This is a genomic window from Rathayibacter sp. AY1C1 (assembly GCF_002932105.1).
Lineage (GTDB): Bacteria > Actinomycetota > Actinomycetes > Actinomycetales > Microbacteriaceae > Rathayibacter.
The window spans coordinates 58,256-77,841 of record NZ_PSWH01000016.1; the positions used below are offsets into that span (position 1 = coordinate 58,256).

Sequence of the window (19,586 nt, forward strand, 5' to 3'; positions counted from 1 at the left end):
CGCCGTGTCTGCGGGGGCGGCGATCACCGCGCCGATAGGCTCGCCGCATGCTCGACAACCCCCGCTCTCCCCGTGTCCGCTCCGTGGCGAAGCTCACCCGCCGCCCGGCCCGGCTCGAGACGGGGCTCTTCCTCCTCGAGGGCCCGCAGGCTCTCTCCGAGGCGCTGCAGTACCGCCCGGAGCTGATCGTCGAGTCGTTCGCGACTCCGACAGCTCTGGAGCGCCACCCCGAGATCGTCGCCGCCGCCGCCGAGGCGGAGGTGGAGATCGAGTACGTGACCGAGGACGTCCTCGACGCGATGGCCGACACCGTCACTCCGCAGGGCTTCGTCGCGGTCTGCCGTCAGTTCCCCACGTCGCTCAAGGACGTCGTCGCCTCCGAGCCGCGTCTCGTGGCGGTGCTCGAGGAGGTCCGCGACCCGGGCAACCTCGGCACGATCATCCGTGCCGCCGACGCCGCCGGTGCTGACGCGGTCGTGCTGTCCGGCCGCTCGGTCGACCTCTACAATCCCAAGGTCGTGCGCTCCACGACCGGCTCGCTCTTCCACCTCCCGGTCGCGGTCGGCGCCGACCTCGCCGACGTGCTGGGCCGGCTCCGCGGCGTGGGCCTCCGCTCCGTCGCGGCCGACGTGAAGGGGGAGGACCTGCTCGACGTCCGCGCACGCGGGGACCTCGCCCAGCCGACCGTCTGGGTCTTCGGCAACGAGGCGCGCGGCCTCGAGGACGAGTCGCTCGCCCTCGTCGACGGCGTGGTCGCGGTGCCCATCTACGGGGCGGCGGAGTCGCTCAACCTCGCGACCGCGGCCTCCGTCTGCCTGTACGAGAGCGCCTTCGCGCTGCGTTCCTGAGAGGAACCGGGCCGAGGGTGCCGCGAACCTGGAGAACAGGGCGCGTTGTTACCCTTCGGTTAAGAATTCCCTCATGATTTGACCGGCCCATCCCCGTGTGCTTCTCTGACGGCATGGTCACAGCCCCGCAAGACGAGCGCGCCGCCGCTCCCGCCGGTGAACCCCTCGTCGTCCTCTCCGGGGTGCAGAAGCACTACGGCGACTTCCAGGCTCTGAAGGACATCGATCTGACGGTGCACCGGGGCGAGGTCGTCGTGGTCCTCGGCCCCTCCGGGTCCGGCAAGTCGACGCTCTGCCGCACGGTCAACCGGCTCGAGACGATCTCGGGCGGCACCATCACCATCGACGGGCAGAAGCTCCCGGAGGAGGGCAAGGGCCTCGCCGCGCTCCGCGCCGACGTCGGGATGGTCTTCCAGTCGTTCAACCTGTTCGCGCACAAGACGATCCTCGAGAACGTCACCCTCGGCCCGATCAAGGTCCGCGGGCTCTCCCGCAAGGACGCGGAGGCCCAGGCCACGGCGCTGCTCGACCGGGTCGGCGTCGGCCACCAGGCCGCCAAGACGCCGGCCCAGCTCTCCGGCGGGCAGCAGCAGCGCGTCGCGATCGCGCGGGCGCTGGCGATGAAGCCCAAGGTGATGCTGTTCGACGAGCCGACCTCGGCGCTCGACCCCGAGATGATCAACGAGGTCCTGGACGTGATGGTCGGGCTCGCCAAGGACGGGATGACGATGATCGTCGTGACCCACGAGATGGGCTTCGCCCGGAAGGCCGCCGACCGCGTCGTGTTCATGGCCGACGGCGAGATCCTCGAGGACACCGACCCGGAGTCGTTCTTCACCGCGCCCCGCACCGACCGGGCCAAGGACTTCCTCTCCAAGCTCATCACGCACTAGAAGCGCGATCAGCAGCCACCAGGCAGGTCGGACCCGTGACCCGGGAGCCGACCCGACATCGCCCGCTCCGGCGGGCCGAACCCCAGGAAGGACGATCATGCGCACCAGGCTCATGTTCATGACCGCGGGACTCGCAGCAGCGACCCTCGCCCTCGCCGGCTGCTCCGGCGACTCCGGGACCGCCGGCGGCGGCGCCGGTGGAGGCTCCGAGGGAGGGACCTCCGCGTACGAGGTCGCCTCCGACGTCACTCTCGAGGGCAGCCCGACCTTCGACGCGATGACCGCGGACGGCAAGGTCGTCATCGGCGTCAAGGAGGACCAGCCGGGGCTGGGCTACCTCGACGCGGCGACCGGCGAGCGCTCCGGCTTCGACATCGAGATCGCCAAGTGGACCGCCGCCTCGCTCGGCTTCGCGGCCGACGCCATCGAGTTCAAGGCGATCCCGTCGGCCAACCGCGAGGCGTCGATCGTGAACGGCGACATCGACTACTACGTCGGCACCTACTCGATCACCGACAAGCGCAAGGAGCAGGTCGGCTTCGCCGGACCCTACTTCGAGACCGGCCAGCAGCTGCTCGTCGCGGCCGACAACGACACGATCACCGGACCGGACGACCTCACCGCCGACACCACCGTGTGCTCGGCCACCGGCTCCACCCCGATCCAGAACATCCGCACCAACTACCCCGAGGTGAAGACCGAGGAGTTCGACACGTACTCGCAGTGCGTGGACGCGCTCGCCGACGGCACCGTCGACGCCGTCACCACCGACGGCGCGATCCTGATCGGCTACGCCGCTCAGCGGCCCGACGAGCTCAAGGTCGTCGGAGAGCCCTTCAGCACCGAGCTGTACGGCATCGGCCTGCCCAAGGACGACGACGCCCTGCGCCACTTCGTCAACGGCATGCTGACCGACGGCAGCGAGACCTGGAGCGCCATCTACGACGAGACGCTCGGCCAGTCCGGCACGACCGTCACCCAGCCGGCGGTGAACGACTACTAGGAGGCGCCCCGGGCGGCCCGACCGCCGCCCGGGGGTCCCCTCTCCTCGACCACCACCACCGCTCCGACAGAAGGGCCAGCCGCATGGATGTCCTGTTGAACAACCTCGACGTCTACGTCCCGGCCTTCGGCAACACCCTGATCCTCTTCAGCGTCTCGCTCGTGTTCGCCCTGCTGATCGGCACGGTGGTCGGCGCGATGCGCGTCTCGCCCGTCCCGATCGCCCGCGCGGTCGGCACGGTGTACGTGAACACCATCCGGAACACCCCGCTCACGCTGGTGATGTTCTTCTTCGCCTTCGGCTACCCCAAGCTCGACCTGCCGCAGGTGGACTACACGAACCTGGCAATCTGCGCCCTCAGCCTCTACACCGCGACCTACGTCGCGGAGGTGCTGCGCTCGGGCATCAACACCGTGCCGATCGGCCAGGCCGAGGCCGCCCGCGCGATCGGCCTCGACTTCGGCCTCACGATGACGCAGGTCGTCCTGCCCCAGGCCTTCCGCTCCGTGATCCCGCCGCTCATGAGCGTCCTGATCGCGCTGCTGAAGAACACCACCGTCGCCGCCGGCTTCTCGGTCGCGGAGGCGGGCACCATCGTCCGCGTCCTCAACGAGCGCGGCGAGAACAGCCTCATCGTCGTCCTCTGGGTGGCCCTGGTCTTCGTGGTCCTGGTCACCCTGCTCTCGCTCGTCCAACGTCAGCTCGAGAAGAAGTGGAGGGTCGCCCGATGAGCTCCGTCCTCTTCGACAACCCCGGCCCCCGGGCCGTCGTGCGCAACCGCGTCATCGGCGTCGTCGTCGTCCTGCTGATCGCGGCGTTCCTCGGCTTCGTGGTCTGGCGCTTCGCGGAGTCCGGCCAGTTCGACGCCTCCAAGTGGCGCGCGTTCGGCTACCCGCTGGTCTGGCAGAGCATCGGCGGCGCCCTCGGCCGCACGCTCGCGGCCTTCGCCACGGCGGGCGTCGCCAGCCTCGTCCTCGGCCTCCTCCTGGCGATCGGCCGGCTCTCGGACCGGCGCTGGATCAACGTCCCCGTCACGCTCTTCATCGAGCTGTTCCGGGCGATCCCCGTCCTGATCCTGATGATGCTGATGTACTACGGCCTGCCGTTCGCTGGCCTCAAGCTCAGCCCCTACCTCGCCGTCGTCATCGCCCTGACCCTCTACAACGGCTCCGTCTTCTCCGAGATCTTCCGCGCCGGCATCGAAGCCCTCCCGCGAGGACAGAAGGAGGCGGGCTACGCGATCGGCCTGCGCAAGTCCGGCGTGATGCGGCTCATCCTGTTCCCCCAGGCGATCCGCTCGATGCTGCCCGTGATCATCGCCCAGCTCGTCGTCGCCCTCAAGGACACGGCGCTCGGCTCGATCATCACCTACAACGAGCTGCTGTACTACGCGCGCTACCTGGGCAACCAGTCGAGCCTCGACAGCCCGATCATCCCGGCGGCGATCGTCATCGGAGCGATCTACATCGGCATCTGCCTCCTCCTCTCGGGGCTGGCGAAGTGGATCGAGATCCGCACGAAGAGCGGCGGACGCGGCGGCCGCACCATCGGCGGCCACCCCGCAGCCCGCGCGCAGACGGACACGCAGCTGATCGCTGTGCAGGATTGAACTGTGAGGATCGCCCGAGGGCGATCCTCACCGCGGTCGGCTTCCTGACGGGGTCGGGTTCCGCAGAGCGTCCTGCGTCCGGCTAGGAGGAATCGCTCGCACGCGATTCCTCCGTTCGCCTCGAGGGTCCGGCGATCGCTCAGCGCATCGAGCGGTGGTGCTCCGCTCCGGCGTCGTCGACGCGGAGGCGGTGGTGATCGGGGAGTCGCGATCGGTCCGGGCGTCTTCCCGTCCGGCGGCGCCCAGCTTCCTGCCGGTCGAGCAGCCTCCGACCCCGGCGTAGCGAGAACCCGCCCCTGCTGGTCGAGCAGCGCCGGTGGCGGGGCTTCGAGAGCCGTCGGCGCAGACGGGGGCCTGGCCGCGGGCGAGCGCGACGAGCACCGCGCGCGGGCGGCGGGAGGGGGCGGAGGCCCTCGCCTACACTGGGGGATCGTGTCAGACAGCAACCCGATCACCGACGAGGCCGTCTCCGCGGCGGTCGCCGACGCCCTCGCCGCCATCGGCGCGGCGGGCGACTCCACCGCTCTGAAGTCCGCCCGAGCCGCCCACCTCGGCGAGGGGTCCGCCCTCGCCCGCCTCAACGCGCGGATGCGCTCCGTCCCGCCCGAGCACAAGGCGGCGTCCGGCAAGCTCGTCGGCGGTGCCCGCAAGCAGGTGGGCGACGCCTACGCCGCCCGCGAGGCCGAGCTCGTCGAGGCCGAGGACGCGGCCGCGCTCGAGGCCGAGCGCGTGGACGTCACCGCCGGTGCCAGCTTCGTGCGCCGCGGCGCCCGCCACCCCCTCTCGCTGCTCCAGGAGTCGATCGCCGACGTGTTCGTCGGGATGGGCTGGGAGATCGCGGAGGGGCCGGAGCTCGAGAACGAGTGGTTCAACTTCGACGCCCTGAACTTCGACGAGGACCACCCGGCCCGAGCCATGCAGGACACCTTCTTCGTCGACCCCGTCGACTCGCACCTGGTGCTGCGCACGCACACCTCGCCGGTGCAGATCCGCTCGATGCTCGAGCGCCCGCTGCCGCTCTACGTGATCGCTCCCGGACGGGTGTACCGCACCGACGAGCTCGACGCGACGCACACGCCCGTGTTCACGCAGTTCGAGGGCCTCGCCGTCGACCGCGGCCTGACCATGGCGCACCTGCGCGGCACCCTCGAGCACGTCGCGCGGATCCTCTTCGGCGACGACGCGCGCATCCGCCTGCGCCCGAACTACTTCCCCTTCACCGAGCCCAGCGCCGAGCTGGACGTCTGGCACCCGACCTTCGTCGGCGGTGCCCGCTGGATCGAGTGGGGCGGCTGCGGCATGGTCAATCCGAACGTGCTGCGCGCGGCCGGGATCGACCCGGAGGAGTACTCCGGGTTCGCCTTCGGCATGGGGATCGAGCGGACCCTGATGTTCCGCAACGACGTGAAGGACATGCGCGACATGGTCGAGGGCGACGTCCGCTTCAGCGAGCAGTACGGGATGGTGATCTGATGCGCATCCCGCTGAGCTGGCTGGGGGAGTACGTCGACCTCGAGCAGGACGTCACGACGGAGTCCGTACACGCGGCCCTGGTGTCGGTCGGCCTGGAGGAGGAGGACGTCCACCGCTTCGAGGTGACCGGCCCCGTCGTCGTCGGTGAGGTGCTCGACCTCGCTCCGGAGCCGCAGAAGAACGGCAAGACCATCAACTGGTGCCACGTCCGCGTGGCCCCGGAGGGCGGGCGTGCCGCCGACGGCGGAGAGGACGTCCGCGGCATCGTCTGCGGAGCCCACAACTTCGCGGCCGGCGACAAGGTCGTCGTGTCACTGCCGGGCGCGGTCCTGCCCGGGCCGTTCCCGATCTCCGCGCGGAAGACCTACGGGCACGTGTCCGACGGGATGATCGCCTCGAGCCGCGAGCTCGGCCTCGGGGACGACCACGACGGCATCCTCCGCCTCGCCTCGCTCGGGCTCGACCCGGAGCCGGGCACGGACGCCGTCGCGCTCCTCGGTCTCGACGACGCCGCGGTCGAGGTCAACGTGACGCCCGACCGCGGCTACGCCTTCTCGATCCGCGGCATCGCCCGCGAGTACGCCCACGCCACCGGAGCCGCCTTCCGCGACCCCGCTCGGGCGCTCCCTCCGCACGAGCGCACGGAGACGGCCCCCGAATTCCCCGTGTCCGTGGCCGACGAGGCGCCGATCCGCGGCCGTGTCGGCGCCTCCGTGTTCGTCACGCGCGTCGTCCGGGGCGTCGACGTCTCGCGACCGACGCCGCCGTGGATGCTCGCGCGACTGCGCCTGGCCGGCGTCCGCTCGATCTCGCTCGTCGTGGACATCACCAACTACGTGATGTTCGAGCTCGGCCAGCCGCTGCACGGCTACGACCTGGCGACCCTGCAGGGAGGCATCGTGGTGCGCCGCGCCGCACCGGGGGAGACCCTCGAGACGCTCGACGGCCAGACCCGGCGCCTGCACGCGGAGGACCTCGTCATCGCCGACGACAGCGGGGCGATCGGCCTCGCCGGAGTGATGGGGGGCGCGCGCACCGAGATCTCGGACGCCACGTCCGACGTCCTGCTCGAGGCGGCGAACTTCGACCCGGTCTCGATCGCCCGGACGGCTCGCCGGCACAAGCTGCCGAGCGAGGCGTCGCGGCGCTTCGAGCGCGGCGTCGACCCCGAGGTGGCCTCGGTCGCCGCGGCCCGCGCGGTGCAGCTGCTGGTGGAGCTCGCCGGCGGCACGGCGGACGAGCTCGGCTCGGTCCTGGCCGACCCGCGCTCGGCGGAGCCGGTCGAGCTGCCGGACGGCTACGTCGCAGGCCTCATCGGGGTGGAGTACACCCCGGAGGAGATCCGCGGCGCGCTCGTCGAGATCGGCGCTTCCGTCGAGGCCGGCGGAGCGGGCCTGCTGGTGACTCCGCCGAGCTGGCGCCCGGACCTCGTCGACCGCGCCTCGCTCGCGGAGGAGGTCGCCCGCATCACCGGGTACGACCGCATCCCGGCGATCCTGCCCGTCGCGCCTCCCGGCCGCGGTCTGACCCCGGGCCAGAGGCTGCGCCGCACCCTCGCCCAGGCGCTCGCCGCCGCGGGTCTTACCGAGGTGCTCTCGTACCCGTTCCTCTCGCGCTCGATCAACGACCGGCTCGGCTCGGTCGACGGGGAGCCGCAGGAGCAGATCACGCTCGCGAACCCGCTCGACGCGACCGCGGGCCAGCTGCGGATCTCGCTGCTGCCGGGTCTCGTGCAGGTCGCGGCCCGCAACCGCTCGCGCGGCCTGACGGATCTCGCGGTCTACGAGCTCGGCTCCGTCTTCCTCCCGGCCGTCGGCGGCCCGTTCGGCTCCGGGGCGCTTCCTGCGGGCGGGGCGCGTCCGTCCGCGGAGGTCGAGGCCGAGCTGAACGCGGGCATCCCACCGCAGCCGCGGCACCTCGCGGCGCTGCTCACGGGTGCCGCCGTCGTGCGCCAGCCCGGTGTCGCCGGCCGTGACGTCGACTGGCGCGACGCCCTCGACGTGGTCCGCGAGGTCTCCGCGGCGACCGGCACCGAGCTGGTGCTGCGCCAGGGGGCACATGCAGCGCTGCACCCGGGCCGCACCGCCGAGGTCGTTCTCGACGGCGCGGTCATCGGGCACGCGGGGGAGCTGCTCCCGGCGCTCGCCGAGGAGCTCGACCTCCCGCGCCGCGTCGCCGTGGTCGAGCTCGACCTGGAGCCGCTGATCGCGCGGGCCGGGAGGGTCGTCGTGGCCCGTCCGGTGGGCGCGCTGCCCGCCGCGACCCAGGACCTCTCGCTCGTCGTGCCGGTCGGCACCGCGGCCGCCGAGGTGCGCGCCGCCGTCGCCGAGGGGGCGGGCGAGCTGCTCGAGGCGATCCGCCTGGTCGACGACTACCGCGGCACCGGGCTCGCCGAGGGGACGAAGTCGCTGACGTTCGCGCTGCGCTTCCGTGCGCCGGACCGCACGCTCACCGCGGCCGAGGCGACGGCCGCGAAGGAGAGCGGCGTGGCCGTCGCGGCGGAGCGCTTCGGCGCCCGACTCCGCGAGTGAGGCCGGGGGTCCCGTCCGGCTCGGCCGGGCGGGGCCCCGCACCCGCACCGGCTAGGCTCTCGGGCATGACTTTCTCCGTGGCGGTGGCCGGTGCGAGCGGCTACGCGGGCGGCGAGCTGCTGCGACTGCTCGCCGACCACCCCGAGTTCGAGGTGCGCACGGTGACGGCGCACGCCAACGCGGGTCAGCCCCTCGTCGCCGTGCACCCGCACCTCCGCTCGCTCCGCGACCTCGTCCTCGTCGACACGACGACCGGGAACCTCGCCGGGCACGACGTCGTCTTCCTCGCCCTCCCGCACGGGAAGTCGGGCGAGATCACCGCGACCCTCCCCGAGGACGTCCTCGTCGTCGACTGCGGCGCCGACCACCGGTTGACCGACCCGCAGGACTGGGCCGACTTCTACGGGGGCGACTTCGCCGGGGCCTGGCCCTACGGGCTCCCGGAGCTGCTGATCGGCGGCGGCGGACGCAAGCAGCGCGAGGCGCTCGCCGGAGTGCGGCGCATCGCCGTCCCCGGCTGCAACGTCACGGCGATCACGCTCGGCCTGGCCCCCGGCCTGCACGCCGGAGTGATCGAGTCGTCGGACCTCGTCGCGGTCCTCGCTGTCGGCCCCTCGGGTGCGGGCAAGAGCCTGCGGATCGACCTCCTCGCCAGCGAGCTCCTCGGCTCCGCGCACGCCTACGGCCTCGGCGGAGTGCACCGCCACAATCCCGAGATCCGGCAGAACCTCCTGCTCGCCGGAGCCGGACCCGTCTCGATCTCGTTCACCCCGGTCCTCGTGCCGATGTCCCGGGGCATCCTGGCGACCTCGACCGCGCGCCTCGCTCCCGGCGTCTCCGCGCAGGACGTGCGCGCCGCGTGGGAGACCGCCTACGGCGACGAGACCTTCGTCCAGCTGCTCCCGGAGGGCTCCTTCCCCAGGACGGCCGACGTGGTGGGGGCGAACACCGCTCTGATAGGACTCGCCGTGGACGAGCGGGCCCGCCGCGTCGTGGTCGTCTCGGCCATCGACAACCTGGTCAAGGGCACCGCGGGCGCGGCCGTCCAGTCCACCAACATCGCCCTGGGACTCCCGGAGTCCCTCGGCCTGAGCGTGAACGGAGTCGCGCCGTGAGCGTCACCGCAGCAGCAGGGTTCCGGGCGGCCGGAGTCGTCGCCGGGCTGAAGTCGACCGGAGCGCGCGACGTCGCGCTCGTGCAGAACCTCGGCCCGCTGCAGAGCGCCGCCGCGGTCTTCACGAGCAACCGCTGCAAGGCGAACCCCGTCCTCTGGAGCGAGCAGGTGATGCGCGACGGCGTCGTCTCGGCGATCGTCCTCAACTCCGGCGGCGCCAACTGCTACACGGGTGCTCAGGGCTTCCAGGTCACCCACCGCACCGCGGAGCTCGTGGGCGAGAGCCTCGAGGTGTCCGCCGGCGACGTGCTGGTGTGCTCCACCGGGCTGATCGGCGACCAGCTCGACCTCGCGAAGCTCGCCACCGGCGTGACCGGCGCCTCCGCCGAGCTCGCCGGGGGACCCGTGGCGGGCGAGGCGGCCGCCCGCGCGATCATGACCACCGACACGGTCCCGAAGCAGGCGGTTATCCGCTCCGAGCAGGGCTGGAGCATCGGCGGCATGGCCAAGGGCGCCGGGATGCTCGCGCCGGGTCTGGCGACGATGCTGGTCGTGATCACGACCGACGCGGCCCTCGAGTCCGCCGCTCTCGACACCGCCCTGCGTGCCGCGACCCGCGTCACCTTCGACCGCCTCGACTCGGACGGCTGCATGTCGACGAACGACACCGTCGCACTGCTCGCGAGCGGCGCCAGCGGTGTCGAGGCCGACGCCGACGAGTTCACCGCGGCCCTGACCGCGGTCTGCCGCGACCTCACCCTGCAGCTGCAGGCCGACGCGGAGGGCGCCGACCACGACGTCGCGATCCGCGTGCTGAACGCCGCGACCGAGGACGAGGCCGTGGTCGTCGCCCGCGCCGTCTCCCGCAGCAACCTGTTCAAGGCCGCGATCTTCGGCAAGGATCCCAACTGGGGCCGCGTCCTCGCCGCCGTGGGCACGACCGATGCGCAGTTCGACCCGTACGGCATCGACGTCGCGATGAACGGGGTGCAGGTCTGCCTCGCGGGCGAGCCGCACGAGAGCCGCGACCTCGTCGACCTCGCCCCTCGGGAGGTCGCCGTCGACATCGACCTGCACGCCGGGGACGCGACGGCCACGATCTGGACCAACGACCTCACGCACGACTACGTGCACGAGAACTCCGCGTACTCGAGCTGAGGCGGCCATGAGCGACGACACCACCCTCTCGGCCGAGAGCCGCGCCGAGCGCGACGCCGCACCCGGGAAGGCCGCGACGCTCATCGAGTCGCTGCCCTGGCTGCAGAGCTTCCACGGGCGCACGATGGTGATCAAGTTCGGCGGCAACGCGATGGTGTCGGAGGAGCTGCAGCGCTCCTTCGCCCAGGACATGGTCTACCTGCGCTACGCCGGGATCCGCCCCGTGGTCGTCCACGGCGGTGGGCCCCAGATCTCGCGGATGCTCGACCGGCTCGGGATCGAGAGCGAGTTCCGGGGCGGCTACCGGGTCACGAGCCCCGAGGCGATGGAGGTGGTGCGGATGGTGCTCACCGGCAGCATCAGCCGCGACATCGTCCGCCGGATCAACGAGCACGGCCCCCTCGCCGCCGGTATCTCCGGTGAGGACGCGGGCCTCTTCGTCGGCCGCCGCCGCGGTGTCGTGATCGACGGCGAGGAGCACGACCTCGGACTCGTCGGAGACGTGATCGCCGTGGATCCCGCCGCCGTCCTCGCTCAGCTCGAGGCCGGCCGGATCCCGGTCGTGTCCTCGATCGCCCCCGACTCGGACGACCCCACGCAGTCGCTGAACGTCAACGCCGACGCCGCCGCCGCCGCGCTGGCCGTCGCGCTCGGCGCCGAGAAGCTCGTCGTCCTCACCGACGTGGCCGGCCTCTACTCCGACTGGCCCGACCGCGAGTCGCTCGTCTCGCACATCCGCTCGGACGACCTCGCGGCTCTGCTGCCCTCGCTCGAATCGGGCATGATCCCCAAGATGACCGCCTGCCTCGACGCCGTGCGCGGGGGAGTGCCCAAGGCCGCCATCATCGACGGCCGCATCCCGCACTCGATCCTGCTCGAGGTGTTCACCTCGGAGGGCATCGGCACCGAGGTCGTCGCCTCGCTCGACCCCCGCGACCGGGAGCGAATGTCGGGCCGCTGATCCTCAGCGGCCCCGGCTCCGAGCGCCCGTCCCGTCCGGGACGCGCGCACCGTCGGCCCTCGCGGCCGGACCGCTCCGATCGAAAGGCCACCATGTCCATCCCCACGACCGCGTCCCGCACCGTCTCGGCGCGCGACCGCTACTCCGCCGCGATGATGCAGACCTTCGCGCCGCCGCTCGCCGTGCTCGAGCGCGGCGAGGGCTGCCGGGTCTGGGACGTCGACGGGCGGGAGTACCTCGACTTCCTCGGCGGCATCGCCGTCAACTCGCTCGGCCATGCGCATCCCGTGTTCGTCGAGGCCGTGACGCGCCAGGCCGGTGCGCTCGCCCACGTCTCCAACTACTTCGCGACCGCCCCGCAGATCGAGCTCGCCGAGACCCTGCGCCGCCTCACCGGGGCCGGGGAGACGGGCCGCGTCTACTTCGCCAACTCGGGCACCGAGGCCAACGAGGCGGCCTTCAAGCTGGCGCGGCTGAACGCGGCCGGCGGCCGGCACCGCGTCGTGGCGCTGCAGAACGCGTTCCACGGGCGGACGATGGGCGCGCTCGCTCTGACCGGCAAGGCGGCCATGCGCGCGCCGTTCGAGCCGATGCCGGGAGGGGTCGAGCACCTCGAGGCGAGCATCGAGGCCCTCGAGGCGGCTCTCGACGAGTCCGTCGCCGCGCTGATCGTCGAGCCCATCCAGGGGGAGGCGGGCGTCATCCCGCTGCCGGCCGGCTACCTCGAGCGCGCGCGGGAGCTCACCCGCGAGCACGGCGCGCTGCTCATCGTCGACGAGATCCAGACCGGGGTCGGGCGGACCGGACGCTGGTTCGCCTACCAGGAGGCGGGGATCCTGCCCGACGCCGTCACCCTGGCCAAGGGGCTCGGCGGAGGCTTCCCCGTCGGAGCGCTGGTGACCTTCGGCGAGGCGTCCGACCTCCTGCAGAAGGGCCACCACGGCAGCACCTTCGGCGGCAATCCGCTCGCGACCGCCGTGGCCGGAGCCGTGCTCGCCGAGATCGAGCGCGCCGACCTTCTCGGCAACGCGCGGGAGCGCGGGGCGCAGATCGTCGACGCGCTGACCGCTCTCGACTCGCCCCTGATCGGAGGGGTCCGCGGCGCGGGCCTCCTCCTGGGCATCGCCCTGACCCGGCCGGTCGCCGCCGAGCTCGCCGCCGCCTGCCTCGACGCCGGCCTGATCGTGAACGCGGCGAACGACTCGAGCATCCGGCTCGCGCCTCCGCTCGTGGTGACCGCCGCCGACGTCGCCGAGTTCGCCGAGCGCTTCGGCCGCGCACTGCAGACCCTCTGACCCCGTACCTCCACCGAAAGCGACCAGCACCGTGACCCGCCACTTCCTCCGCGACGACGACATCACTCCCGCCGAGCAGGCCGAGATCCTCGACCTCGCCCTCGAGCTCAAGCGCGACCGCTTCTCCCGGAAGCCCCTCGCCGGGCCGCAGACCGTCGCCGTGATCTTCGACAAGTCCTCCACGCGCACCCGTGTCTCCTTCGCGGTCGGCATCGCCGATCTCGGCGGGAGCCCCCTGATCATCTCGACCGCGAGCAGCCAGCTCGGCGGCAAGGAGACCGCCTCCGACACGGCGCGGGTCCTGGAGCGCCAGGTCGCCGCCATCGTGTGGCGCACCTACGCGCAGTCGGGCCTGGAGGAGATGGCGCGCAGCACGCGCGTGCCGGTCGTCAACGCGCTCTCGGACGAGTTCCACCCGTGCCAGCTCCTCGCCGACCTGCTGACCATCCGCGAGCACCGCGGTCACCTCGCCGGACTCACGCTCACGTTCTTCGGGGACGGAGCGAGCAACATGGCGCACTCGTACCTCCTGGCGGGGGCCACGGCCGGCATGCACGTCCGCATCGTCTCCCCGGAGTCGTACTCGCCGGACGCGGCGGTCCTGGCCGATGCGCAGCGCATCGCCGCGACTACCGGCGGATCGGCGATCACCACGACCGACCCCGACGAGGGCGCGGCCGGCTCCGACATCGTGATCACGGACACGTGGGTGTCGATGGGCAAGGAGGACGAGAAGGCGGCGCGCGTCGCGACCTTCGGTGCCTACCGGGTCGACGCCGCCACGATGGCCGCTGCCGCTCCCGACGCGCTGTTCCTGCACTGCCTGCCCGCGGACCGCGGCTACGAGGTGACCGCCGACGTGATCGACGGCCCGCAGAGCGTGATCTGGGACGAGGCGGAGAACCGCCTGCACGCGCAGAAGGCCCTGCTCGTGTGGCTCCTGGAGCGCGCCGGCACCGCCGACGCCGCTCAGTAGACTCGACAGCCGAACCCGAGGAGAACCATGACGGAACGACCCTCCGCCCGCGCGGGCGAGGCCGGAGCCCTCTGGGGCGGCCGCTTCGCCGGCGGCCCCTCGCCCGAGCTCGCCGCGCTCTCGAGGTCGACCCACTTCGACTGGCAGCTCGCCCCCTACGACCTCGCCGGCTCCCGCGCCCACGCCCGGGCGCTCGCCGGAGCGGGCTACCTCGACGACGCCGAGCTCACCGCGATGCTCGCGGCGCTCGACCGGCTCGAGGCTGCCGTCGCCGACGGGAGCTTCGCCGCCGACGAATCCGACGAGGACGTGCACGGCGCCCTCGAGCGCGGCCTGATGCTCGAAGCCGGTCCCGAGCTCGGCGGCAAGCTCCGCGCGGGGCGCTCGCGCAACGACCAGATCGCCACCTTCGTCCGGATGTACCTCCGCGACCACGCGGCGCTCGTCTCGGAGCTGGTGGTGCAGCTCATCGACGCCCTCGCCGCGCAGGCGTCGGCGCACCCGACGGCGATCATGCCCGGGCGCACCCACCTCCAGCACGCTCAGCCCGTGCTCCTCGCGCACCATCTGCTCGCCCACGGCTGGGCGCTGCTGCGCGATCTGGAGCGCCTGCGGGACTGGGCCGTCCGGGCGGACGTCTCGCCCTACGGCTCGGGCGCCCTCGCCGGCTCGACACTCGGCCTGGACGCCGAGGCGGTCGCCCGCGATCTCGGCTTCGCGTCGAGCGTGCCGAACTCGATCGACGGGACGGCCAGCCGCGACCTCGTCGCCGAGTTCGCCTTCGTCAGCGCCATGATCGGGATCGACGTCTCGCGCATCGCGGAGGAGGTCATCCTCTGGAACACGCGGGAGTTCGCCTTCGTCACGCTCGACGACGGCTACTCGACCGGGTCCTCGATCATGCCGCAGAAGAAGAACCCCGACATCGCCGAGCTCGCCCGGGGGAAGTCCGGCCGGCTGATCGGCAACCTCACCGGGCTGCTCGCGACCCTCAAGGCGCTGCCGCTCGCCTACAACCGCGACCTGCAGGAGGACAAGGAGCCGGTCTTCGACTCGGTGACGACCCTCGAGGTCCTGCTGCCCGCGTTCACCGGCATGATCGCGACCCTCACCTTCCACACCGACCGGATGGCGGAGCTCGCGCCCCAGGGCTTCTCCCTCGCGACCGACGTGGCCGAGTGGCTCGTGAAGAAGCACGTGCCCTTCCGGGACGCCCACGAGATCACCGGCGAGCTGGTCAAGCTGGCGGAGTCGCAGGGGAGGGGGCTCGAGGATCTCGACGACGCCGCGCTCGCCTCGGTGTCGCCGCTGCTCACGCCCGACGTGCGCTCCGTTCTCAGCATCGAGGGATCGGTGGCGAGCCGGGACGGTGTCGGCGGCACGGCTCCCGACCGCGTCTCGGAGCAGCTCGCCCGGCTGACCGAGCGCGTCCGGGTCGTGCGCGGATCCCTCCGGGGGGAGCGCCCGTGACCCTTCGAGGAGCGCCGGGCGACGACGGCCGTCCGCCGCTGCGCCCCTGGCAGCAGCGGACTCTGGTGCTCGTCGCCGCAGTCGTCATCGTCGCGGTGATCGTGATCACCCTCGTGTCGGGCCAGAGCTTCTTCTGAGCGCCGACCTCCCCGATCTCTCGCGCTCGGCCCTCGAGGTGGCACCGGAGCTGCTCGGCCGCGTCCTCCTGCACCGCACGCCGGAGGGCGTGGTCGGCGTCCGGCTGACCGAGGTCGAGGCGTACCTCGGAACCGGTGAGGATCCGGGCTCGCATGCGCACCGCGGACCGACACCCCGGACGGCTCCCATGTTCGGTCCGCCCGGGTCCGTGTACGCGTACTTCACCTACGGGATGCACACCTGCGTGAACATCGTCTGCTCCCCGGCGGGCACGGCGTCGGCGGTGCTGCTGCGCGCCGGCGAGGTCGTATCGGGGGAGGATCTCGCGATGATCCGGCGCGGACCCGTTCGCAGCCGGGATCTGGCCCGCGGACCCGCACGGCTGGCGAAGGCCCTCGGAGTCCGTCTCACCGAGTCGGGCGACCCGCTCGAGGCGGCGTTCGAGCTGCTGCCGGGGAAGAGGCCGTCCTCCGTGGCGGCGGGCCCGCGCACCGGCGTCTCGGGCCCGGGTGGCGGGGACGACTTCCCGTGGCGCTTCAGCATCCCGGGCGACCCCACCGTCTCGCCCTACCGGAGAGCAGTGCCCCGGCGGCGGCCCGGAGCTCAGCCCGCGAGGTAGAGCCGGGCGAGCACGCCGAGAGCCGCCGACCAGGCGAGGCTCGCCAGCGTGCCGATGATGAACCGCTCGCGCGCCTCCGGGGAGGCGAGCTCGCTGAAGCGGCCGACGCCCTTGATCGCCACCACGACCGCGATCCCCTCGGGGAGACCGCTCATCAGTGCGCCGGCCGTCGCGATCCGCTCGAGGACCCCTATCGTCGTCCCGCCGCGGAGCACCTCGATCGGCTGGCCGATCGCCGAGGGCGCGCTCCCGGCGGCGGGGCGGGAGGATCCGGCGACCATGATGCCGCCGTGGCTGCCGCTGCGGGAATCGGCCGTCGCGAGCCGGAGGGTGAGCAGCACGATCGGCCCGCCGCCCGCGACCGCCAGCGCGAAGGCCAGCACCGCCACCAGGACGGAGTGGATCGGGGGCGCGGACGGTCCGGCGACCGCCGTGAGGAGGAAGGCGGCGGCCGCCGCCGCGAGGGGGATCCAGGCGAGCTGCGGACGGCGCAGGCGCACGGCCAGCATCGCACCGGCGAGTCCGGCGAGCAGCACGAGCACCACGCCCGTCCACGAGGCGGACTGCAGCGCGGAGGCGAGGAGCAGGGCGGGGGATCCGGGGGGTGCCGTCATCGGGGTGTCCTCTCGTCGGTGGGGTCGAGCGTACGGTCGACCACCGTCAGCAGGCGCGCGAGCGCATCACGGGCGGGAGCGTCGACTCGAGCACTCGCCGCGCGGACCCGGAGGCTGACCGCCTGCGGGCTGACGGCGAGGCGCTCGGCCGCATCCTTCTGGGAGAGGCCGCTCTCGAGCAGGTCGACGATCTGCCAGCCGGCCTCGGAGCGCGCGTCGCGCAGCAGGAGGAGCGGATCGATCAGCGCCTGGACGTCCGCCGGTGCCGGCGCCGCCGTTCCCGGTGCGTCCGGATCGAGGGAGAAGCGCGTCGGCCGGCCCTTCGCCGCCTCGACCGCCCGGCGCGCCGCGAAGTACGCCTCCCCGGTCGCCGCTCTCGTGGTCGCGGGGAGTGGCCGGTCGACGGGGCCGATCCCGAGGCCGATGCTCCAGTGGCCGGTCCGGTGCAGCTCGAGCACGAGCGCGACGACGGCATCGGCCCGGTCGAGCACGCACTGGAACTCGTCGCCCGCCGTCCGCTCCGGGGGCAGGACGAACGACGCCCGACCGTCGTCGATCAGGCTCGCGATCGCCTGGTCCACGCGGTCGTGGTCGTGCCTGCTGTCGCGCTGATCCGCGGTGATGACGAACATCGGACCTCCTCGATCAAGTATCGGCACTTGATCGCCCGGGATCAAGCCTGTGCGCTTGACTCCCGGAGACCGGCTCCTTCCTGCCGCGGTAGCCTGGTCGGGTGATCGACCAGCACCTCCCCGGGTCCGCGACGAGCCCGCAGCTCGACCCCGCCTTCGACTCCGTGTGGGACGAGCTGGTCTGGCGAGGCTCGGTGCACGTGTCGACCGATGCGGGAGCGTTGCGCGAGCTGCTGTCGGGGGAGCCGATCACCTACTACTGCGGTTTCGACCCGACCGCGCCCAGCCTCCACCTCGGGAACCTGGTGCAGCTGATCGTCATGCGCCGGCTCCAGCTGGCCGGGCATCGGCCGCTCGGGCTCGTCGGCGGCTCGACCGGGCTGATCGGGGATCCGCGTCCAACGGCCGAGCGGACGCTGAACTCGCGCGAGACGGTGACGGCGTGGGTCGAGCGCCTCCAGGCGCAGGTGTCCCGGTTCGTTCCCGCGGGCGGCGACAACGGGCTGCGCCTGGTCAACAACCTCGACTGGACCGCTCCGCTGTCGGCGATCGACTTCCTGCGGGAGATCGGGAAGCACTTCCGTGTGGGGACAATGCTCAAGAAGGACGCGGTCAGCGCCCGTCTCAACTCCGACGCGGGGATCAGCTACACCGAGTTCAGCTACCAGATCCTGCAGGGACTCGACTACCTGGAGCTCTACCGGCAGTACGGGTGCGTCCTGCAGACCGGCGGCAGCGACCAGTGGGGCAACCTGACGAGCGGGACCGACCTGATCCACCGCACGGAGGGCGTGTCGGTCCACGCGATCGGCACACCCCTGGTGATGAACTCCGACGGCACCAAGTTCGGCAAGAGCGAGGGCAACGCCGTCTGGCTCGACTCCGAGCTCACCAGCCCGTACGCGTTCTACCAGTTCTGGGTCAACACGGACGACCGTGACGTCGCCGACCGCCTGCGGATCTTCACCTTCCTGCCGCGCACGGAGATCGAGCGCCTGGAGAAGGCCGCCGCCGACGAGCCGTTCCGCCGGGAGGCGCAGCGCGCGCTCGCCTGGGAGGTCACGTCGCTGGTGCACGGAGCGGAGGCGACGCGCTCGGTGATCGACGCCTCGGCCGCGCTCTTCGGCAAGGGCTCGCTCGAGGGGATCGACCCGGTCATCATCCGCGGCGCACTCGAGGCGGTGCCCTCGATGGAGGCGACCCCGGAGACGCCGGCGCTGCAGGCGTTCGTCGAGACCGGACTCGTCGCCAGCACGGGGGAGGCGCGGCGGGCTCTCGCCCAGGGCGGGCTCTCGGTGAACAACACCGCACTCCCGTCCGAGACCGTCACGCTCGGCGAGCTCCCGTTGATCGATGGGATCGCCGTCCTCCGTCGCGGCAAGAAGAGCTTCGCCGGGGCCTTCGTCCGCTGACCGCGTGCCCGCTCTCCTCGAGCGGACGCGGATGATGACGGCGTCGGCGGTCTCATCAACACGGTGTCCCGTGTCCGGTGCCCGGTGTCCGGTGTCCGGTGTCCGGTAGCCGGTAGCCGGTAGCCGGTAGCCGGTAGCCGGTAGCCGGTAGCCGGTGTCCGGTAGCCGGTGTCGGGTACCGAGTCGGACACTCAGCGACGCACGGCCCCTGAATCACGACACGCCCGGGACGCAGGCGATTTGCCGCTCGGCCGAGGCCCGACGTAATGTAACTCCTCGTCACCCCAAAGGAGCGGCAAGCGGGAGTCAGGCGCAGAGCGTCGAGACCAGCTGGCCCACCTCAAGCGGGGACCATCCCCTCGCTCCCAGGCCTGTTAGAGATTCGTCTCTTGAAGACTGCGGGATCGCGAGCGTAAGATGCAAAGCCTCCACGGGACACGGTCCCGGCTTCGTTGCAAGGCCTCACGGCCGAGCCCGGTGCAGCGGTGCGGTCCTCGATCGTGCAGCGAACACCACGAAGAAGCCGGACTTGACACGGCCTGCGGATGTGCTAAGTTAGTCGAGTTGCCACGGAGGCGATCGGGACTTCGGTTCTGACAAGCCTAACCGGTCTCGGCAAGCAAGACAAATCGAGTGGCTTACGCCCTCGTACAGCAAACTTCGATCACTTTCGTTGTGAAGCACCGTTCTGGTGTGGAGGCGGGATGTGTCCGATTCTTGAGAACTCAACAGCGTGCACTTTGTTCAATGCCAATTTTATACCCCGGCCTTGATCTTCGGATCGGGTTGGGATTCCTTTGGAAATTGATGTCAGCTTCCGGCTTTCGGGTCGGAGAGATG

Annotated in this window: 18 protein-coding genes; 16 read left to right on the forward strand and 2 right to left on the reverse strand. The window is 71.9% G+C overall.

Annotation, left to right across the window (positions count from 1 at the left end; translation table 11 throughout):
• Positions 1–47 precede the first annotated feature (47 nt).
• The 15 genes from C5C71_RS09550 (at position 48) to C5C71_RS09615 (ending at position 16,088) form a co-directional block, all read left to right on the forward strand.
• Positions 48–848 carry an RNA methyltransferase gene (locus tag C5C71_RS09550; RefSeq protein ID WP_104224488.1) on the forward strand — a complete coding sequence of 267 codons (801 nt, stop codon included), beginning with the start codon at positions 48–50 and terminating at the stop codon, positions 846–848.
• A gap of 113 nt (positions 849–961) precedes the next feature.
• Positions 962–1,741, forward strand: a complete 780-nt coding sequence (locus tag C5C71_RS09555) for an amino acid ABC transporter ATP-binding protein (RefSeq protein ID WP_104224489.1) — start codon at positions 962–964, stop codon at positions 1,739–1,741.
• Between the two features lie 97 nt (positions 1,742–1,838).
• A complete protein-coding gene (locus C5C71_RS09560; protein WP_181065688.1) occupies positions 1,839–2,744 on the forward strand; it encodes a glutamate ABC transporter substrate-binding protein in 906 nt (301 codons plus the stop codon).
• An 83-nt stretch (positions 2,745–2,827) separates the two neighbouring features.
• Entirely contained in the window at positions 2,828–3,475 is a 648-nt protein-coding gene (locus tag C5C71_RS09565; protein ID WP_104224491.1) for an amino acid ABC transporter permease, read from the forward strand.
• The gene (locus C5C71_RS09570) at positions 3,472–4,353 is read left to right on the forward strand and encodes an amino acid ABC transporter permease (RefSeq protein WP_104224492.1); all 882 of its coding nucleotides are present in this window, start codon (positions 3,472–3,474) and stop codon (positions 4,351–4,353) included. The genes C5C71_RS09565 and C5C71_RS09570 overlap by 4 nt, the downstream gene beginning before the upstream one ends.
• 432 nt (positions 4,354–4,785) lie before the next feature.
• The gene (pheS, locus tag C5C71_RS09575) at positions 4,786–5,826 is read left to right on the forward strand and encodes a phenylalanine--tRNA ligase subunit alpha (RefSeq protein ID WP_104267101.1); all 1,041 of its coding nucleotides are present in this window, start codon (positions 4,786–4,788) and stop codon (positions 5,824–5,826) included.
• Positions 5,826–8,357 carry a phenylalanine--tRNA ligase subunit beta gene (pheT, locus tag C5C71_RS09580; protein WP_104337597.1) on the forward strand — a complete coding sequence of 844 codons (2,532 nt, stop codon included), beginning with the start codon at positions 5,826–5,828 and terminating at the stop codon, positions 8,355–8,357. Before pheS ends, pheT begins: the two co-directional genes overlap by 1 nt.
• Before the next feature lie 65 nt (positions 8,358–8,422).
• Complete coding sequence (argC, locus tag C5C71_RS09585) at positions 8,423–9,472, forward strand: N-acetyl-gamma-glutamyl-phosphate reductase (RefSeq protein ID WP_104337598.1); 1,050 nt, start codon at positions 8,423–8,425, stop codon at positions 9,470–9,472.
• The gene (gene argJ, locus C5C71_RS09590; protein WP_104337599.1) at positions 9,469–10,629 is read left to right on the forward strand and encodes a bifunctional glutamate N-acetyltransferase/amino-acid acetyltransferase ArgJ; all 1,161 of its coding nucleotides are present in this window, start codon (positions 9,469–9,471) and stop codon (positions 10,627–10,629) included. The genes argC and argJ overlap by 4 nt, the downstream gene beginning before the upstream one ends.
• 7 nt (positions 10,630–10,636) lie before the next feature.
• Positions 10,637–11,590 (forward strand): acetylglutamate kinase, encoded by a 954-nt coding sequence (gene argB, locus C5C71_RS09595; RefSeq protein WP_104224497.1) that lies wholly within the window; start codon positions 10,637–10,639, stop codon positions 11,588–11,590.
• 92 nt (positions 11,591–11,682) lie between these two features.
• Positions 11,683–12,885, forward strand: a complete 1,203-nt coding sequence (locus C5C71_RS09600) for an acetylornithine transaminase (RefSeq protein ID WP_104337600.1) — start codon at positions 11,683–11,685, stop codon at positions 12,883–12,885.
• A gap of 31 nt (positions 12,886–12,916) precedes the next feature.
• Positions 12,917–13,861, forward strand: a complete 945-nt coding sequence (argF, locus tag C5C71_RS09605) for an ornithine carbamoyltransferase (protein ID WP_104238645.1) — start codon at positions 12,917–12,919, stop codon at positions 13,859–13,861.
• A gap of 27 nt (positions 13,862–13,888) precedes the next feature.
• Entirely contained in the window at positions 13,889–15,331 is a 1,443-nt protein-coding gene (gene argH / locus C5C71_RS09610) for an argininosuccinate lyase (RefSeq protein ID WP_104224500.1), read from the forward strand.
• Positions 15,328–15,468 (forward strand): hypothetical protein, encoded by a 141-nt coding sequence (locus C5C71_RS17585; RefSeq protein ID WP_160034127.1) that lies wholly within the window; start codon positions 15,328–15,330, stop codon positions 15,466–15,468. The genes argH and C5C71_RS17585 overlap by 4 nt, the downstream gene beginning before the upstream one ends.
• Complete coding sequence (locus tag C5C71_RS09615) at positions 15,465–16,088, forward strand: DNA-3-methyladenine glycosylase (protein WP_104337601.1); 624 nt, start codon at positions 15,465–15,467, stop codon at positions 16,086–16,088. The genes C5C71_RS17585 and C5C71_RS09615 overlap by 4 nt, the downstream gene beginning before the upstream one ends.
• Here the strand turns inward: C5C71_RS09615 and C5C71_RS09620 are convergent.
• Both C5C71_RS09620 and C5C71_RS09625 read right to left on the reverse strand, forming a co-directional pair.
• Positions 16,073–16,702 carry a hypothetical protein gene (locus tag C5C71_RS09620; RefSeq protein ID WP_104327405.1) on the reverse strand — a complete coding sequence of 210 codons (630 nt, stop codon included), beginning with the start codon at positions 16,700–16,702 and terminating at the stop codon, positions 16,073–16,075. The two genes, C5C71_RS09615 and C5C71_RS09620, sit on opposite strands and share 16 nt — an antisense overlap.
• On the reverse strand, positions 16,699–17,334 hold the full coding sequence (locus C5C71_RS09625; RefSeq protein WP_104255580.1) for a DNA-binding protein: 636 nt from the start codon (positions 17,332–17,334) through the stop codon (positions 16,699–16,701). Before C5C71_RS09625 ends, C5C71_RS09620 begins: the two co-directional genes overlap by 4 nt.
• Positions 17,335–17,435: 101 nt before the next feature.
• On the opposite strand from C5C71_RS09625, the gene tyrS reads away from it, so the two are divergent.
• Positions 17,436–18,746, forward strand: a complete 1,311-nt coding sequence (gene tyrS / locus C5C71_RS09630; RefSeq protein WP_104337602.1) for a tyrosine--tRNA ligase — start codon at positions 17,436–17,438, stop codon at positions 18,744–18,746.
• Positions 18,747–19,586: the final 840 nt, after the last annotated feature.

Bases quoted from the DNA above. Each gene is read 5' to 3' on its own strand.
- C5C71_RS09550 (WP_104224488.1), top strand. From the start codon at position 48: ATGCTCGACAACCCCCGCTCTCCCCGTGTCCGCTCCGTGGCGAAGCTC.
- C5C71_RS09555 (WP_104224489.1), top strand. From the start codon at position 962: ATGGTCACAGCCCCGCAAGACGAGCGCGCCGCCGCTCCCGCCGGTGAA.
- C5C71_RS09560 (WP_181065688.1), top strand. From the start codon at position 1,839: ATGCGCACCAGGCTCATGTTCATGACCGCGGGACTCGCAGCAGCGACC.
- C5C71_RS09565 (WP_104224491.1), top strand. From the start codon at position 2,828: ATGGATGTCCTGTTGAACAACCTCGACGTCTACGTCCCGGCCTTCGGC.
- C5C71_RS09570 (WP_104224492.1), top strand. From the start codon at position 3,472: ATGAGCTCCGTCCTCTTCGACAACCCCGGCCCCCGGGCCGTCGTGCGC.
- pheT (WP_104337597.1), top strand. From the start codon at position 5,826: ATGCGCATCCCGCTGAGCTGGCTGGGGGAGTACGTCGACCTCGAGCAG.
- argC (WP_104337598.1), top strand. From the start codon at position 8,423: ATGACTTTCTCCGTGGCGGTGGCCGGTGCGAGCGGCTACGCGGGCGGC.
- argB (WP_104224497.1), top strand. From the start codon at position 10,637: ATGAGCGACGACACCACCCTCTCGGCCGAGAGCCGCGCCGAGCGCGAC.
- C5C71_RS09600 (WP_104337600.1), top strand. From the start codon at position 11,683: ATGTCCATCCCCACGACCGCGTCCCGCACCGTCTCGGCGCGCGACCGC.
- argH (WP_104224500.1), top strand. From the start codon at position 13,889: ATGACGGAACGACCCTCCGCCCGCGCGGGCGAGGCCGGAGCCCTCTGG.
- C5C71_RS09620 (WP_104327405.1), bottom strand. From the start codon at position 16,702: ATGACGGCACCCCCCGGATCCCCCGCCCTGCTCCTCGCCTCCGCGCTG.
- C5C71_RS09625 (WP_104255580.1), bottom strand. From the start codon at position 17,334: ATGTTCGTCATCACCGCGGATCAGCGCGACAGCAGGCACGACCACGAC.